Genomic DNA, 15,777 nt, shown 5'->3' on the forward strand with positions numbered 1-15,777 from the left:
TTGTCTCCGTGGCGGAGTCCGCAGCCGGGGCGAGCCCGCAGGGCTCACCGGCTGTGCGGCTCCGGCGGAAGCACTCCGAAGTAGTCGCTTTCCACCGCCAGCAGCTCCGCCCGGCGTGCGTACTCGCGTCCGGTGGCGATGACCTGGAGCAGCGATTCCAGGCGACGGGTCTCATAGGGCGAGAGGTGGGAGCCGTCGAGGATCTCGAGACTGTCGCTGAGCACCCCCTCCTCGACCAGGTCGCGCACGAGCAACTCCACGTCGTCGTCGGTGAACCGGATGCGCTTCACCAAATCCGCGGCGTCGGCGGTGAAGATCGCGTGGTCCCGACGGTCGGAGTGCTCAGCGCGCTCGATCCGCTTCGTCGCCATGGTCTCGCTGGAACGGTAGGTGTCGATCAGCTCGTCCAAAGCCGCGATCCGCTGGTCGAGCAGCTCCTCCATGGTCGGACTCGTCTCCAGCGCAGCCAAACTCAACCGGGCGCTTCTGAGCTGGCTCACCAGCAGCAGCGTCGCCGAAATCGCCAGAAACAGCGCGCTCACCAGCGTTAAGGAGAACAGGACGCTGAGCGTGACGACAAGGGTGTCGCTCATGGTGACAGTGCTCTTTTCCTCATCAGTCGTCGTCCTCGCGCGGGTCGCCTCCGGCCGCGCGCGCCGAACGGGCGTGCAGGATCTCCAACAGCTCGTCGCGGTGGGCGACGGTGCGGGCCAAGTGCTCGGTCAGGTCGTCCAACCGTCGCCCCCGGCGCCGCTCGATGTCGCGCAGGTCTTCCAAGCGACGGGCTCTGGCCTCGTCGCGCCCGCGCAGCGCCTGTAGTTCGCGCTCGCGTGGCTCGATCTCGCGGCGCTCCTTGCGTCTGATCTCCAGTTCACGGTCACGGATGTGCCGTTCCAGCTTGTGCAGTCTGGTCTTGTAGTACGTGTGCGTCGCGAACCAGATGACGCAGATCCAGAACCCGCCCGCGACGAGCCACGTGGCGATTTCCTCCGACATGGAGACGATCATTTCAAGCCACTGATCGGCGTAGAACCCTTCTTAGCGCCGCGCTACCGAACTCGCGTGGCCTGATGTGGACACCTTGCAAATATGGGTCTCGGTTGCGCCCTCGCCCATACCACACTCCGGGACCCGCGGCAGACTCCACTGTGGAGCGCTCCGATCCCGGAGTTTGTCCACTATGGCCAAGCGCCACTCGGCTGCGTCGCACTAGCGTCCCTGCCATGTCCATCCACCGTTTCTGGCTGGCCGGCACCGCCGCGACCGGCGACACCTCTCTCACTGTGACCCACCCCTATGACGGGAGAGCGGTGGGCACCGTGGCCGTGCCCGACCTGTCCCAGATCGAGACCGCTGTCACCGCCGCCTACGCTGCCCTCACCGAGACCACAGCGCTGCCCGCTCACGCCCGCGCCGCCGCGCTCACCCACGTCCACCACCGACTGGCCGAACGCCGCGAGGAGGTCGCCCGCACCATCACCGCGGAGAGCGGCAAACCCATCACAGGGGCCCGTGTCGAGGTGGACCGCGCCGCTTCGGTGTTTCGTTGGGCAGCCGAGGAGACCCGGCGCGACAGCGGGAGCGCGCAACGCCTTGACACCGACCCCGCCGCCACGGGGCGCATGGCACTCACCCGGCGCGTCCCCCACGGCGCCGTGCTCGGCATCTCCCCCTTCAACTTCCCGCTCAATTTGGTGGCCCACAAGATCGCACCGGCCCTGGCCGTGGGCGCGCCGATCATCCTCAAACCGGCCCCGGCCACCCCGATGTCGGCGCTGCTGCTGGGGGAATTGCTGGCCGAGACCGAGCTGCCCGCCGGTGCGGTCTCGGTCCTGCCCATGCCTAACGAGCGTGCCGCTCCCCTCATCACCGACCCTCGGCTGCCCGTCATCTCCTTCACCGGCGGCCAGTTCGGCTGGCAGTTGCAACAGCGCGCTCCCCACAAGCACGTCACCCTGGAGTTGGGCGGTAACGCCGCGGCCGTCGTCCTCGCCGACGCCGATCTCGATTGGGCCGCCCAGCGCATCGCCCTGTTCGGCAACAACCAGGCCGGTCAGGTCTGTATCGGTGTGCAGCGGGTCATCGTGGCCGACGCCGTCTACGACACCTTCGTTCCCGCCCTGGTCCAAGCCGTAGCGGCCCTGGGCACCGGCGCTCCCGACGATGAGGCCACCCAGGTCGGCCCGATGATCGACGAGGTCGCCGCCCAGCGCGTCACCGACTGGATCGACGAGGCTGTCGCAGCCGGCGCGACCCTGCTCACGGGCGGCCATCGTGACGGCACCACCGTCGCGCCGACCGTGCTCGCCGACGTGCCCGCCGGGAGCCGCATCGCGCGGGAGGAGGCCTTCGGCCCCGTGCTCGTGGTCAGCCGCGCCAGCGGTGCCGCTGACGCCTTCGCTCAGGTCAACGACAGCGAATACGGCTTGCAGGCCGGCGTGTTCACCAGCGACGTGGCCACCGCGTTTCGTGCCTACCGCGAGCTGGAGGTCGGGGGCGTCATCATCGGTGACGTCCCCTCGTTCCGCGCCGACCAGATGCCCTACGGCGGGGTCAAACGGTCCGGTGTGGGCAAGGAGGGCGTGCGCGCGGCCATGGACGATCTCACCTACGAGCGGGTGCTGGTGTTGACGGGGCTGGCGATGTGAGCGGAGGGGAGCAGCGGCCCCGCGTCGAGGGTGTATGCCGTCATAGCCGCTGGGCCCGCTGGTACAGCCGCCGGGCCGTGTCACCGAGGCGGGGGCCGTACTGCGTGCCGGTGTCGTTGGCGTACTTGAAGCTGATGACCGAGGTGACCGTCCCGGAGCCGCTCTGGGGGTCGAAGTCCGACAGCCACGGGCCGCCGCTGGAGCCTTGGGTCATCTCGCAGGCCATGCCAGAGCTGTGGGTGCCGCTTTGGTCGGGCGTGGTGGGGCCGGCGCAGTAGCGGAGGTGACGGCCCGCGTAGCGGCCGGTCGCCGGGTAGCCGAACGCCCAGACACGCTCGCTGTTAGCGGTGTTGAAGGCGATGCGCTGCGCCCCGGTACGGTCGGCCACGTGGCTGCCGTCGTCGGTGTCGAGCACCACCACACCGAAGTCGTAGCTGTCGTCGCCCTGCTCGGACCACTGCGGAGCCACGAGCATCTCGCGCGCCGCATAGCTGCCATAGGGGCGTTCGCCGTCGTCGTAGCCGGGAACGAACAGCCAGTTACGCGCCCACGACCCTTGGCCGTCTTTGAGGCAGTGGCCCGCTGTAACCACCGTGTCGTCGTTGTGGGACGCCACGACGGCCGCCGAACACGTGAAGTCGCGACCGTCCATGGTGAAGAACACCTTGCCTGTGGTCTTGGTCAGCTTCCCTCCGCCGTTCCAGCGGCGTCCGTCGCTGGTGGCCTCCGGAGCGCTCTGCGACTGGCGCCTCGGAGGCGCCTGCGACGATGCCTCTGGGGCGGGCAGGACCGCCCCATCCCCGTCCATCTCCCGGCGCAGTCCGTAGCGCGGCACGGCGGTGGCCATACGGGTGTCCGTCCAGTACGTCACTGTCTCGCGCTGGTGTGCCGCGCCGATCGTGGCCTGCCCGGCAGCGATCTGCGGCCATGTGGCGTAGGCCGCATGGCCGGCCGGCAGTGGGCCGGCGGTGGGCTGGGCGGAGGAAAGAGTGAGCGCGACACCCACGATCACGGCGAGCGAGCCGAGCAGAGAGAGACGGGGGAGGGAGGAATTCATGCCCCTGAATCATGCCATACGAAACGTAGTCGTGTTATTACTTTAGGTTTGTTGTGCTGTGCCGCATGACAGGCCGCTGCCGTGTCGCTCTTGACGGCGTGGTCGCTTGCTCGCCCCGAGCGCGTGAACCGCCTCCCGCGCCAGATGCCCCCGATCGGCGGCGGGATGTGGGGCTGAGTTCTGTTCTTAGAAGGGCGGCGAGGACAAGTGGTGGGCCCACGCGGGTGAGCGCCTCCGCCGTCGCCCTGCCGACTGCCGAGATCGTGCAGCGATCGAGGTACGAGCGAACGAAGAATCCCCACGCCCCAGCCGTTCGGAAAGCAGAATCTAGGGGCAGTCGGGGGTGAACAGCCCGAAGAGTTCGCGGAAGCTCGGCGGCGGATCTGCCATAGGCGAGTGGTAGAGCATGGGCGCGTAGTGACCGTGCTCGCCCCGGGCCGGATCGTTCCTGGTCTCGCGGTAGGTTTCCTCGACCACCTCCAGCGGTAGCTCGATGGAGAGGTCGTGGGCGGGACACGGGGGAGGCGTCGCCTCGTGCTCCGGGGCACCAGAGCCCGCCAGGGCCGGCGCGTGGGGGGATAGGGCCAAGAAGGCGGCGGTGGCCGGTGCCACCGCCCATCTCCAGAACTGCATGGTTTCGCTGATCCTTCGTCAGGAGCACCCGGAGTAAGGGGGGATTGTGGGCAGGGGAGTGCTCCACCTCAAGTCTCCCCCGCCGATCGGTGGTCGCGCCAGTCCCGCTACGAAACCGGTTGCGTTCGTTACCTGGGCCTTTCAGGAACACGTGGGGCGCCGTACCGCAGCGGCGGCGTTACTTGGGTGGCTGCCCCGGACCTCCCGCCGGCTGCGGTAGCAGTCGCTGCTCCCATCCGAACCTCGATCACCCATCGCCCGCGAGCAGTGACCGGCGTGGGGGACAATGGGGGGCGTGCGTACTGCCGAACAGCCCGACGATGCTCCGTTCGTTTCTGGTCGTGCCGCAGGCTCGTCAGAGCCGCCCCGCCGCGACCTTGTCATCCTCGGATCTACGGGGTCGATCGGCACTCAGGCGATCGACGTGGTCACCGCCAACCCCGACCGTTTCCGCGTAGTGGGCCTGGCCGCCGGCGGGGGGCGGCTCGACGTCCTCGCCGACCAGGCCGCGCTGTTGGGCGTCGACGTGGTCGCCGTGGCCGATCCCGCCGCGGCCCCCACGTTGGCCAGGATGCTCACCGATCGGGGCAGCACAGCCAAGCTCCTCGCCGGAGCCGAGGGGGTCGCCGAGCTGGCCGGCTGGGAGTGCGACGTGGTCCTCAACGGCATCACCGGTTTCCTGGGGTTGGAGTCCACCCTCGCCGCGCTGCGCGCCGGCCGGCTGCTCGCCTTGGCCAACAAGGAATCGCTGATCGTGGGTGGGCCGCTGGTACGCGCCGCGGCCCGGCCAGGCCAGATCGTCCCCGTGGACTCCGAGCACTTCGCGCTGGCCCAGTGCTTCCCGCGCGTGCCCGCCGAAGAGCTGACCACCTTGGCCCAAGGGCAGGTAGCGGCCCGCCGTGCAGAGGTGAGCCGGCTCGTCGTCACCGCCAGCGGTGGCCCCTTCCGTGGCCGTTCGCGTGCCGAACTCGACCGCGTGCGCCCCGCTGACGCGCTGGCTCACCCCACGTGGCGCATGGGTCCGGTCATCACAGTGAACTCGGCCACCCTCGTCAACAAGGGGTTGGAGGTCATCGAGGCCCATCTGCTCTTCGACGTCCCCTTCGAGCGTATCGACGTGGTTGTGCACCCGCAGTCGGTCATCCACTCCATGGTGGAGTTCGTCGACGGTTCCACCCTGGCCCAGGCCAGCCCGCCCGACATGCGGGTGCCCATCGCCCACGGCATCGCCTGGCCGTACCACTTGGGTGGCGTCGCACCGCCGGTGGATTGGACCAAAGCCCACACCTGGACCTTCGAGCCGCTCGACGCCACGGCGTTTCCGGCTGTGGAACTCGCCTGCGAGGTCGGTGCCGCGGGAGGCACCGCACCGGCGGTCTACAATGCGGCCAATGAGGAAGCGGTCGCCGCTTTCCTCGCCGAAAAGCTGACATTTCCCGCGATCGTGGACACCGTCGCCCAGGTAGTCTCTGAGCATCGGGACACGGGCGCGACGGCCGCCCTGACCCCGGCCGAGGTCTACGCGGCCGATGAGTGGGCCCGAATGCGTGCCAGGGAACTGATGCCCCGGTCCTCGTGAGGAGACACACATGGCCGTGCTACTGACCACTGTCGGGATCGTGCTGTTCGCCCTCGGCCTGTTGTTCTCGATCGCCTGGCACGAGTTGGGGCACCTGTCGACCGCCAAGATGTTCGGCATTCGGTGCACGCAGTACATGGTCGGTTTCGGTAAGACGCTGTGGTCCAGGCGCATCGGCGACACCGAGTACGGCCTCAAACTCGTGCCGCTGGGCGGCTATGTGCGCATGGTCGGCATGATTCCCCCTGCCGAGAAGCAGCGCGACGACTCCGCGGCCAAGCCGATGTCGCGCTGGCGCGCCATGATCGAGGAGGCCCGCGAGGCTTCCTACGTCGAGGCGGGCCCCGAGGACGCCAACCGCCAGTTTTACCAGCGTCCGCCGTGGAAGCGGATCATCGTCATGGTGGCCGGTCCCGCCATGAACCTGATCCTGGCCGTGCTTATCTTCGCCGTCGTGCTGATGGGCATCGGCATGCCGCAGTACACCACCGTCGTCTCCCAGGTCCACGATTGTGTTCTGCCGGCGGGCACCGCCCAGACTGAGTGCGCCGAGGATGCCGCTCCCACGCCGGCGGCGCAGGCGGGTCTGCTCCCCGGTGACCACATCGTCGGCGTGGCGGGCCAGGAGACCGACACTTGGGGCGAGGTCAGCGCCGCCATCAAGGACAACATCGGGCCGGTCACCCTCACCGTCGTCCGCGACGGCGAGGAGATGACCCTGCGCACCGAGCTCATCGAGAACCAGGTCGTCGTTCGTGACGAGGCGGGGAACCCGGTCCCCGAGCTCGACGACAGCGGCGAACCGGTCACCGACGAGCAAGGGCGCCAGGTGCCCCAAACGACCTCGGCGGGGTTCCTGGGCATCAGTCCCGAGCAGGAGCGCCGGCCGCTGAGTCCGGTCGAGAGCGCCACGGTCATGGGCGACATGATGGTGGGGGTGGGCGAGGCGATCGTCACCCTGCCCGCCAAGGTTCCCGGCGTCTTCGGCGCGGCTTTTCTCGGCGAGGAGCGCGCGCTGGACTCGCCGGTGGGCATCGTGGGCGCCTCGCGCATCGGCGGGGAGATCCTCGCCCAGCCCATCCCGCTGATCGACCGCGCTGCGTTCATGCTCAACCTGCTGGCCAGCGTGAACCTGTTCCTGTTCGCGTTCAACATGCTGCCGATCCTGCCGCTGGACGGCGGCCACATCATCGGCGCGGTGTGGGAGTCGATCCGCCGCAACTGGGCTAAGCTCACCAAGCGGCCCGATCCCGGCCCCTTCGACGTCGCCAAGCTCATGCCAGTGGCCTACCTGGTCGTGGCGTGTTTCCTGGGGTTCAGCTTGATGCTGCTCGTCGCCGACATCGTCAATCCCGTGCGGCTCATCCAGTAATAGCGATCACTCTCCGTCTTTCCCCTGAACTCCTGGTAAATCCGGCGTAGTGGGAGGCCTTACCAGGTAGCCTTGACAGCGCACCGGGATGCCGGAGCCGGCAACGGCCGCGTCCCGTCCCGGGGGTGTCATGCGCCCGTCGGCGCCGCCCCTCTTTCGATATCCACTGACTTTGTTAGCGATGCCGCCGGAGTTTCCGGCGGACGGCGAGGTGAAACCGCGTGACCATTGATCTTGGAATGCCCGCTACCCGGCCGCGCCCTCTCGCGTCTCGGCGTCAGTCGCGCCAGATCATGGTCGGCAACGTCCCGGTGGGCGGGGATGCCCCAGTGTCGGTGCAGTCGATGACGACCACCGTCACCGCCGACATCAACGCCACCCTGCAACAGATCGCGGAGTTGACCGCGTCGGGATGCCAGATCGTGCGGGTCGCGGTGCCCAGCGCTGACGACGCCGAGGCACTGCCGATCATCGCCCAAAAATCCAAGATCCCGGTGATCGCCGACATCCATTTCCAGCCCAAGTACGTCTTCGCCGCGATCGAGGCCGGCTGCGCGGCGGTGCGCGTCAACCCCGGCAACATCAAAAAGTTCGACGACAAGGTCGCCGAGATCGCTACAGCCGCCTCTCAAGCAGGTGTGCCGATCCGCATCGGGGTCAACGCCGGTTCGCTGGACAAACGGCTGTTGGACAAGTACGGCAGCGCCACCGCCGAGGCCATGGTGGAGTCGGCGCTGTGGGAGTGCTCGCTGTTTGAAGAGCACGATTTCCGCGACATCAAGATCTCGGTGAAGCACCATGATCCGGTGGTGATGATCAACGCCTACCGGTTGTTGGCCCAACAGTGTGACTATCCGTTGCATTTGGGGGTGACCGAGGCGGGGCCGACCTTTCAGGGCACGATCAAGTCCGCGGCGGCCTTCGGGGCGCTGCTGGCCGAGGGCATCGGCGACACGATCCGGGTGTCGCTGTCGGCGCCTCCGGTGGAGGAGGTGCGGGTCGGCAACCAGATCCTGGAGTCGCTGGGGCTGCGCGAGCGCGGGTTGGAGATCGTTTCCTGCCCCAGTTGTGGGCGGGCCCAGGTCGATGTGTACAAACTCGCCGACGAGGTCACCGCTGGGTTGGAGGGGATGGAGGTTCCGCTGCGGGTGGCGGTCATGGGGTGTGTGGTCAACGGCCCCGGCGAGGCTCGGGATGCCGATCTGGGGGTGGCCTCGGGCAACGGCAAGGGCCAGATTTTTGTCAAGGGTGAGGTCATCAAGACCGTACCCGAATCCCAGATCGTGGAGACCCTCATCGACGAGGCCATGCGCCTGGCCGAGGAGATGGGCGAGGACGCCGGCTCCGGCGAACCCACCGTCGCAGTCACGGGCTAACTAGGTCCCGTTTTTCGAACGACTGGGGTGTGGGGCCGTGGTGGCGTTCTTCGTCCGCTCGTGCCTCGGTCGCGGCGCGATCGTGGCAGCCTGCACGGCGACGGCGGACGCGCTCACCTGACGTTCGCCTCCGCCGGTTCTCGCCGTCTGTCCAAAAACAGAACCTAAGCCGCCTTTTTCTTGCGCCCCTTACCGCCGTCGGGTGCGGGCCGCGCCGTCCGCCCCGCCGGCACTCCCGCGCCGTGTCGTTAGTGTGTCGTTCTGTACACCGCCTGCAACTACGGAGAGAATGCAACCACTTTCTCCTCGTAATGGAAGGGGCGGTTCGGGTGAGGATGCGGACGGGTCTAGGGGGAGCAACGGTCGCCACGGCGATGCTGCTGGCCGCGGGAGCGGGGGGCGCTGTCGCGGCTCCCGCCCCCACGGAGCAGCGTCACCTCGACTGGGGACCGTGCACCGATCTCCAACCGCGCGGCGACGAGCAACTCGAATGCGCCACCCTCACCGTTGCCCTCGACCGTGCCCAGCCGCGGGGAGAGACGCTCGACATCGCGCTGTCGCGAGTACCGGCCCAGGGTGAGCGTACCGACGTTCTCCTGGTCAACCCGGGCGGTCCTGGCAGCCCCGCCCGCGCATGGGCCTCCATCACAGCGCAACGGCTCCCTGACGACCTGCGCCAGCGCTACGACGTCGTCAGCTTCGATCCGCGCGGCGTCGGCGCGAGCACTCCTGCCGTGGCCTGCGATCCTAGCTACTTCGAGCCGGTGCGTCCCGACGTGGTGCCCGACAGCTACCTCGACCAGGCCCGGTTGCTGCATCGCGCCGCCGACTACGCGCGGGCCTGTCAACAGCGCAACGGCAGGCTGCTGCACCACATGACCACCGTCGACTCCGCCCACGACATCGATGCCGTCCGTGCCGCGCTGGGGGTGGAGCACATCGACTACCTCGGCTACTCCTACGGCACTTACCTCGGCGGCGTCTACGCCACGCTCTACCCCCACCGCCTGGACCGCCTCATCCTCGACAGCATGCTCGATCCGCGCAAGTCCTGGTATGAGAGCAATCTCGCCCAGAGCCGCGCACTCGACATGGCCGCGGAGAACTTCTTCGACTGGATCGCGCGCAACCACGCCACCTACGGGCTGGGAACCACCGCCGAGGAGGTCGCGCAGCGTTACTATGCGCTACGCGAGCGACTTGAGCGCCACCCCATCGACGCCACCATCGGCCCCACCGAGTTCGACGGCATCTTCACCCTCGTGGCCTATACCTCCCGCTACTGGCCGCGACTGGCGGGGGCGCTTTCCGCCTACCTTGTCCACGGCGACTCGGCAGCGCTGCGCGCCAGTCACGAGTCGTTGGGGGAGGGACCTCACGATGACCCCTCCTACGGTGCCTACCTCGCCACCCAGTGCACCGATTCGGTGTGGCCACGCGACTGGGCCACCTGGCATGCCGACGCGCGCGAGGTCCACGCGGAGGCGCCGTTCCTAGGGTGGAACAATATTTGGTACAACGCGCCGTGTAAGTTCTGGGAAGCTCCCAGCAGCCGCTGGTTCCCAATCGACGGCTCCGCGGTCTCCGATGCGCTGCTCGTCCACGCCACCGACGACGGCGCCACCCCGGTGGCCGGCGCCTACGCCATGCGTTCTCGTTTCCCCAACGGGCGGCTGGTCATCGAGGACGGTGGAGTTGAGCATGGTGTGGCTCTCGGGCGCAACGCCTGCGTCGACGCCGCGGTCCTGGACTATCTGCGCTCCGGAGCGCTGCCGCCGGCCGGGGGCGGGGCAGCCGGCGCCGACCTCACGTGCAAGCCCGCGCCCCAGCCTGAGCCCGAGGCAGCCGCCCCTGCCACGGCCCGGTCCGCCGCCACCCCGCCGAGCACCGTAGCCCACCCGGCCCGCTAATCTCAGCACCTTACGGTTTTGCTTGTAACGCGGGTCATTAGGGTAGGAGTGCGAGGATTATGAGCGTCGCCAGTACACGCTGGGCACGATGGCGCTCAGGGTCGGTGGCGCCGCGCCGCCGGCGACGGTCGTTCCCCGGCGAGGTGATGCGGATGCTCCGGACATCACCGGTACGTGTGCTAGGCGAGCGCGATCGTGGCCAGGTACAGGCCCTGCTCGACCGCGACCCCGTGGGAAACGTCTTCGTGAGTTCCCGGCTGCGTGCCGCCGGGGGGCTCGACCCCGCCCGACTGGGCGCTGAGATGTGGGGCTATGTCGAGCACGGCACAATCACGGCGCTGTGCTACTCGGGGGCCAACCTCATCCCCGTCAACGCCGGCCCTGAGGCTATCCGTTACTTCGCCAACTACGCCCGGTGGCAAGGGCGGCGCTGCTCCTCGATCGTGGGGCCCGTGCCTGCGGTATCGGAGCTGTGGTCGCGCCTGTCGCCCTACTGGGGGCCGGCGCGGGCCATCCGCGGCCACCAACCGGTGATGGAACTGGCCACGCCGCCTCAGGTGTGGCCCGACCCGCTGGTGCGGCGGGTCCGGATGGACGAACTCGGCATCCTCGTGCCGGCCTGTGTCGCGATGTTTACCGAGGAGGTCGGTGTTCCGCCTGACACCGGTGACGGCGGCTCGCTCTACCGGGCCCGCGTCGAGGAACTGGTGCGCAGCGGTCGTGCGTTCGCCCGCGTCGACAACGGGCAGATCGTTTTCAAAGCCGAGGTGGGGGCCGTAACTCCCCACGCCTGTCAGGTGCAGGGGGTGTGGGTGCCTCCGGAAATGCGCGGTCGGCGCTACTCGGTCCACGGCATGGCGGCGGTAGCTAAAGCCTCCTTGGCCAGCATCGCGCCGCGGGTCACGCTCTACGTCAACGACTACAACACCACTGCCCGCGCCACCTACCACCGGGTAGGGTTCCGTGAGGTCGGCGCGGTGATGTCGGTGCTGTTCTAACCGCTGGGCACCGCCGAGGGCGGAGGGAACCTGGCCTCCCACAGGATACCCCGGGGTGGCGCGATGTGTCCGTCCCACGTCGCACCACCCCGGTCTCCCCACAGCGCTCCGGGGGCAAGGGACACTGCACCAGGTGGGGAGGTCCGGTGGCGAAGGAGCGGCGGCCTCAGCCGCTCAGTGCCCCTCCCATGGCCGACCGTTGACCGTGCTGTCGGCGTAAGGTCCCCCGAGGGGAGTGCCGACGCCGTTGACGGTCACGGTCCCGTAGTTGTGCAAGATGTTGGCGTGCGGCCCGGCGTGCGGCGGGTAGTTCGCTCCCGGCCACGGCGCCCGCGGAGTCTCGTCGCCACGCCGCCGGTTCGTGGGAACGTGTAGCCAAGCTCGGGTGTGGAACCGCTTGTCCTCGTTTTCGATGGTGGCAGGCCAAAACTCTCTGCTGTAGAGGTCGTAGTCGCCCTGGTCGACCACATCGGTGTAAATCGAGTCGGAGACCACGAGAACGAAGTCGACTTCGGGGTAGTCGCGCAGCGCCTTCTTGGCCTCGACCGAGTCGCGCAGCCGGCATACGGCCACCACGGCCGCGCCCACGTAGCCGTTGGCCCCGAGCGCCACGTTGCCTTGGTCAAAGGCCACGCGCAGCCGCAGTCGCGCCTCGTCGCGCAGTTGGGCGTTGTGGTGGTACAGGGCCATGGCCAACTCGTGGGTGAAGTAGGCGATGACGCGGGCTTCCTCGATCCCGGGTTGCAACAGCGCCAGCTCGCCGTCGCCTTGGGGCTGTACTTCCCAACACGACCGGTCCAAGCCGGCGTTGTCGCAGACCATGTCCATGATCCGCATCAACCATTCTTGTGCGTCTTGTTGTCCGCGCCGATCACGGTGACTGTAGGAGTCGGCGTCGACCGCCAGACACATACGTCGAATGGCAGGATTGACGTGTTCCATCCGAGCCCTTCCTAACGGATTCTTCGGAATCGAGGGGGAGACGGTAAGGCTGGGAGCATGTGATCTACCGTCGCGTGGATCGGGGAGGAAGTTCCCGTACTGCTACGGCCTTGAGTCGATATCCGGCGGCAGTTCGGCGAATATCCGCAGCGCTGATAAGTCGCGTACGACGTAGCTGCGGTAGCCCACGCTGAGCACGTCGCGGCGGCGCAGTTCGGCCAGGGCCTTATGGACGGCGGGCTCGGAGGCGCCGACGATCGCGGCGAGTTCGGGCTGGCTGAGCGGGATACCGATGGCCGTCCCCTCAGCGGCCGGGCGCGCGTGGTCGTCGAGAATCCGCAGCAGGGTACGGGCGAGCCGTACCGCGACTTCTTGGCTGCTGAAATCGATGATCTTATCGGTAGCCGAACGCAGTTTCGCCGCGATCGAGGCGTTGACGACCCGAAAAGCCGAAGGAGTGCGCTGGAGGAAAGCGTCGAACTCCTCGAAGGGCATCACGTGCGCCGCCACCGCTCCCACGGCCACGACACGCGCCATGCGTACGCTGTTGTCCATCCCGGCGAGTTCGCCGACGAGATCCCCGCGCGAACGGATCGCCAAGAGGACAGTACGCCCAGAGTCGGCCTCCTTAACGACTTTGACGTGGCCGGATAAGAGCACGAATACGTGCGTTCCCTTGTCCCCTTGCGTTATCAGGGCCTGTCCCGCCGCGTATTCCCACCGACGGCCCAGGGACAGCAGTTCTTCGCGCTGTTCGGGGGTGAGATTGGCAACAACGCTCTTGGCCGGCCAGGAATGGTGTGAGAATCCATCGAGCCGCATTGATTGTGGTGTTCCGTATCGCTGCGCCACCTGTTGTGAGGTGTGTGAGGTGACCATTCGAGGGTGTGCTCCAGCGGACGTAGATATTCCCTGTAATTGACTGTCCGGAAACCGAAAAACAGGGAAGAAAGGTGTATCCCTGTGGCTATAGTGACATTAGTGGTTTTCAGCGACACAGGTGGCACCCTTGCAAACCTCAGCATCCCAGACCACGGCTGCCGTGCGCGCGACAGGTCGCAAGAACAACGGAAAACCGCATAGGAGCCACCCGCGCTGGAGCACAATCGCATTCGGAGGGGGCTCTCATAGAACAATCGCGTGTCATTGCGTAACACGCACAGTGATCGCCCGAGGGGCGGTGGCACGCACGGGCACGCGCTCTTACGGCCGGCTCTCGACGCCACCACCTGCCCGCTGTCGGTGAGCGCGATGCCCCGATTATCCCCACGATCGCGCTGTTATCGCGCTGCCGCCACCACCCGTTCCCAGGTGCCCCGCCGCTCTGCCGGAAAAAAGTTCAGGGCTAAGGTAGTTCCTTACTGGGGAGTCGCAGCGCTCGCAGCGGGTACTGCGGGTAGTGTCGGGTGGTGATGGGAGTGACACGGGGATGACCGATTCGCAGCGACTTCACGACCACGCCGCTGTGGCCCCCCTCGGTGCCCCCGGCCTTGATATGAGCGAATTCGGTGGGACTGCCACCGATCACACGGTATGGAGCTGCGTGGGTAACCTTACCGCGGTGCGCTCCATCCGGGCGCGGGTGCGGGAGTTCCTCGAAGGAGCCGGATACGTGGGCAGCGTCCTCGACGACGCCGAGCTGGCGGTCAGTGAACTCGCCACTAATGCCCTTCTGCACTCCAGGTCGGGCCAGATCGGTGGCGTTATGACACTGTTCATCAAAGTCGACCCCGAGCGCATTCGGGTGGCTATAGCCGATCAGGGGGAGAAAAGCACCGAGGGCGAGGGGGCGCTCCGCGAGGACGACGACGACTTTGGGCGTGGCAAACTCATCATCGACAGTTGCGCCTCGCGCAGTGGCGAGTACTACACCGACACTACTCACGTGGCCTGGTTCGAGATCGACTCCACGTGACCCCGACCATGCTTTGCGCTGGTGAGGCGGGCCGCCCGGCGGCGCGCAGGGCCGGCTACGCTCCACGGGCTATGGTCATAGCTGCGGGGCGCGTCCCTCGCGCCTCCTTCACTCTTCTACGAGGAGCTCTGTCAGGCCCGCCACCGAGTTCAGCACATGGGTAGCTCCGGCCTTACGCAGCGCGTCGCCGCTGTGCGCACCGGTGAGGACGCCCGCCGCCACCGGCACTCCCGCTCGGCGTGCAGTGAGCATGTCGGAGGCCGTGTCGCCGGCGACCGCCACGGCCCGCACGTCACTGAGCCCCAACCGCATGATCGCCGCGAACACCAGATCCGGATAAGGGCGGCCTCGGCCGGCGTCAGCCGGGCTCAGCGCGAGATCGACGAGGTCGTACCAGCCCAAGACGTTGAGGATCGCGTTCTGGGTGGAGCGGCTGAACCCCGTTGTCAGCGCCACATAGATCCCGGCGCCGCGCAGCGACTCGATGGTCTCGACCGCGCCCGGCAGTGCCGTGCACGCTCCCGCACCCACCAGTTCGCCGTAGACCCGCTCGAAGGCCTGGTTCGCCTCGTGTGCGCGGCGCTCGTCACCGTCGAGCAGCGCTCGAAACACCGAGATCCGCGGCTCTCCCATCGTCGCGCGCACGTAGTCCAGCATGTGCTCGTGTGCCGTGGTGCCCGCGCGGATGCCCTGGGTGGCGATGGCCCGAGTGAACGCCTGCTCGACAAGCCCGTCGTCGGCGACCGTGGTGCCGGCCATGTCGAGCACGGCGAGCTGGATCGGTGGTAGCACGTCGATGGTGTCGGAGGGCTCGAAGGGCCGTCGTGGCATGATTGTTCTCCCTTGCCGGCCCGTACTGCCGGCCTTGCGGTTGGGTGGGCCCGAAACGGGCGGATGGCGTGGCTGATGGCCCGGCCGGCCCGCTCGGTGCCACCGTCTCCGTGCCTGCCTGGGGGCGGGCACGGCCGCGAGCACACGCCGGCCGTCCGTGGCACGGCTGACAGTCACAGCGCCCCTAGCGTAAATATGCATGCCGCAGCGGAAAGAATCGTTGCTTTTAAATATCCAGATGGTGAATAACGGGTTCCGGTTGGGTGGCGCGGCCGTGGTGGCTGGCCCGCACCAGCGCACGTCGTTGTCGTAGCCGACCGTCACGGTTGCGCCGCGGCCCGGAAGCGGCTGGGGAGCCACTTCCCGCGGTAGGCGCTGGTCGCGCACTCGAAGAGAGGGGCCGGGTCGGCACGCGGGGGCCGGTCCCCCGCACGGAAGGGTACCCGGGAGCGTGCGAGCGGTTTCGGGCGCGGGGGTGCTCCTGTGGGTTTGTCACGCCGGGGGTGGGGTGTAGGT

Annotated in this window: 14 protein-coding genes; 7 read left to right on the forward strand and 7 right to left on the reverse strand. The window is 67.8% G+C overall.

The window, feature by feature from the left end:
• Positions 1-44: 44 nt before the first annotated feature.
• Together ABD848_RS23905 and ABD848_RS23910 are read right to left on the reverse strand one after the other, a co-directional pair.
• On the reverse strand, positions 45-593 hold the full coding sequence (locus ABD848_RS23905) for a hypothetical protein (RefSeq protein ID WP_344977093.1): 549 nt from the start codon (positions 591-593) through the stop codon (positions 45-47).
• A 22-nt stretch (positions 594-615) separates the two neighbouring features.
• The gene (locus tag ABD848_RS23910) at positions 616-996 is read right to left on the reverse strand and encodes a hypothetical protein (RefSeq protein WP_344977095.1); all 381 of its coding nucleotides are present in this window, start codon (positions 994-996) and stop codon (positions 616-618) included.
• 227 nt (positions 997-1,223) lie between these two features.
• On the opposite strand from ABD848_RS23910, the gene ABD848_RS23915 reads away from it, so the two are divergent.
• Positions 1,224-2,648, forward strand: coding sequence for an aldehyde dehydrogenase family protein (locus ABD848_RS23915; RefSeq protein WP_344977098.1), 1,425 nt, complete (start codon positions 1,224-1,226; stop codon positions 2,646-2,648).
• 40 nt (positions 2,649-2,688) lie between these two features.
• Here ABD848_RS23915 and ABD848_RS23920 read toward each other — a convergent pair whose 3' ends face one another.
• Together ABD848_RS23920 and ABD848_RS23925 are read right to left on the reverse strand one after the other, a co-directional pair.
• Entirely contained in the window at positions 2,689-3,705 is a 1,017-nt protein-coding gene (locus ABD848_RS23920; protein ID WP_344977101.1) for a trypsin-like serine peptidase, read from the reverse strand.
• Positions 3,706-4,032: 327 nt separating this feature from the next.
• Entirely contained in the window at positions 4,033-4,338 is a 306-nt protein-coding gene (locus ABD848_RS23925; protein WP_344977104.1) for a hypothetical protein, read from the reverse strand.
• Between the two features lie 286 nt (positions 4,339-4,624).
• On the opposite strand from ABD848_RS23925, the gene dxr reads away from it, so the two are divergent.
• From dxr to ABD848_RS23950, 5 genes are all read left to right on the forward strand, one after another.
• On the forward strand, positions 4,625-5,917 hold the full coding sequence (dxr, locus tag ABD848_RS23930) for a 1-deoxy-D-xylulose-5-phosphate reductoisomerase (RefSeq protein WP_425567690.1): 1,293 nt from the start codon (positions 4,625-4,627) through the stop codon (positions 5,915-5,917).
• A 10-nt stretch (positions 5,918-5,927) separates the two neighbouring features.
• Positions 5,928-7,289 carry a M50 family metallopeptidase gene (locus ABD848_RS23935; RefSeq protein ID WP_344977107.1) on the forward strand — a complete coding sequence of 454 codons (1,362 nt, stop codon included), beginning with the start codon at positions 5,928-5,930 and terminating at the stop codon, positions 7,287-7,289.
• 221 nt (positions 7,290-7,510) lie between these two features.
• Positions 7,511-8,665: a flavodoxin-dependent (E)-4-hydroxy-3-methylbut-2-enyl-diphosphate synthase gene (gene ispG, locus ABD848_RS23940; protein ID WP_344977111.1), complete on the forward strand. Its 1,155-nt coding sequence runs from the start codon at positions 7,511-7,513 to the stop codon at positions 8,663-8,665.
• Between the two features lie 335 nt (positions 8,666-9,000).
• The gene (locus tag ABD848_RS23945) at positions 9,001-10,575 is read left to right on the forward strand and encodes an alpha/beta fold hydrolase (protein WP_344977137.1); all 1,575 of its coding nucleotides are present in this window, start codon (positions 9,001-9,003) and stop codon (positions 10,573-10,575) included.
• 152 nt (positions 10,576-10,727) lie between these two features.
• A complete protein-coding gene (locus tag ABD848_RS23950; RefSeq protein WP_344977114.1) occupies positions 10,728-11,573 on the forward strand; it encodes a GNAT family N-acetyltransferase in 846 nt (281 codons plus the stop codon).
• A gap of 174 nt (positions 11,574-11,747) precedes the next feature.
• On the opposite strand, the gene ABD848_RS23955 is transcribed toward ABD848_RS23950, so the two are convergent.
• Positions 11,748-12,515: a hypothetical protein gene (locus tag ABD848_RS23955; RefSeq protein WP_344977117.1), complete on the reverse strand. Its 768-nt coding sequence runs from the start codon at positions 12,513-12,515 to the stop codon at positions 11,748-11,750.
• A 102-nt stretch (positions 12,516-12,617) separates the two neighbouring features.
• Positions 12,618-13,337 (reverse strand): Crp/Fnr family transcriptional regulator, encoded by a 720-nt coding sequence (locus tag ABD848_RS23960; RefSeq protein ID WP_344977119.1) that lies wholly within the window; start codon positions 13,335-13,337, stop codon positions 12,618-12,620.
• 607 nt (positions 13,338-13,944) lie between these two features.
• On the opposite strand from ABD848_RS23960, the gene ABD848_RS23965 reads away from it, so the two are divergent.
• Positions 13,945-14,430 carry an ATP-binding protein gene (locus tag ABD848_RS23965; protein WP_344977122.1) on the forward strand — a complete coding sequence of 162 codons (486 nt, stop codon included), beginning with the start codon at positions 13,945-13,947 and terminating at the stop codon, positions 14,428-14,430.
• A 108-nt stretch (positions 14,431-14,538) separates the two neighbouring features.
• On the opposite strand, the gene ABD848_RS23970 is transcribed toward ABD848_RS23965, so the two are convergent.
• Positions 14,539-15,261, reverse strand: a complete 723-nt coding sequence (locus tag ABD848_RS23970; RefSeq protein WP_344977125.1) for a phosphonatase-like hydrolase — start codon at positions 15,259-15,261, stop codon at positions 14,539-14,541.
• Positions 15,262-15,777 lie beyond the last annotated feature (516 nt).

It is taken from the genome of Salinactinospora qingdaonensis, assembly GCF_039539445.1.
Classification (GTDB): Bacteria; Actinomycetota; Actinomycetes; order Streptosporangiales; family Streptosporangiaceae; genus Salinactinospora; species Salinactinospora qingdaonensis.

Excerpts from the sequence above, each read along its gene's own strand:
- ABD848_RS23915 (WP_344977098.1), top strand. The coding sequence starts at position 1,224 with ATGTCCATCCACCGTTTCTGGCTGGCCGGCACCGCCGCGACCGGCGAC.
- ABD848_RS23910 (WP_344977095.1), bottom strand. The coding sequence starts at position 996 with ATGTCGGAGGAAATCGCCACGTGGCTCGTCGCGGGCGGGTTCTGGATC.
- ABD848_RS23960 (WP_344977119.1), bottom strand. The coding sequence starts at position 13,337 with ATGCGGCTCGATGGATTCTCACACCATTCCTGGCCGGCCAAGAGCGTT.
- ABD848_RS23965 (WP_344977122.1), top strand. The coding sequence starts at position 13,945 with ATGACCGATTCGCAGCGACTTCACGACCACGCCGCTGTGGCCCCCCTC.
- ABD848_RS23905 (WP_344977093.1), bottom strand. The coding sequence starts at position 593 with ATGAGCGACACCCTTGTCGTCACGCTCAGCGTCCTGTTCTCCTTAACG.
- ABD848_RS23935 (WP_344977107.1), top strand. The coding sequence starts at position 5,928 with ATGGCCGTGCTACTGACCACTGTCGGGATCGTGCTGTTCGCCCTCGGC.
- ABD848_RS23970 (WP_344977125.1), bottom strand. The coding sequence starts at position 15,261 with ATGCCACGACGGCCCTTCGAGCCCTCCGACACCATCGACGTGCTACCA.
- dxr (WP_425567690.1), top strand. The coding sequence starts at position 4,625 with ATGGGGGGCGTGCGTACTGCCGAACAGCCCGACGATGCTCCGTTCGTT.
- ABD848_RS23925 (WP_344977104.1), bottom strand. The coding sequence starts at position 4,338 with ATGCAGTTCTGGAGATGGGCGGTGGCACCGGCCACCGCCGCCTTCTTG.
- ABD848_RS23955 (WP_344977117.1), bottom strand. The coding sequence starts at position 12,515 with ATGGAACACGTCAATCCTGCCATTCGACGTATGTGTCTGGCGGTCGAC.
- ABD848_RS23950 (WP_344977114.1), top strand. The coding sequence starts at position 10,728 with ATGCTCCGGACATCACCGGTACGTGTGCTAGGCGAGCGCGATCGTGGC.
- ABD848_RS23920 (WP_344977101.1), bottom strand. The coding sequence starts at position 3,705 with ATGAATTCCTCCCTCCCCCGTCTCTCTCTGCTCGGCTCGCTCGCCGTG.
- ABD848_RS23945 (WP_344977137.1), top strand. The coding sequence starts at position 9,001 with ATGCGGACGGGTCTAGGGGGAGCAACGGTCGCCACGGCGATGCTGCTG.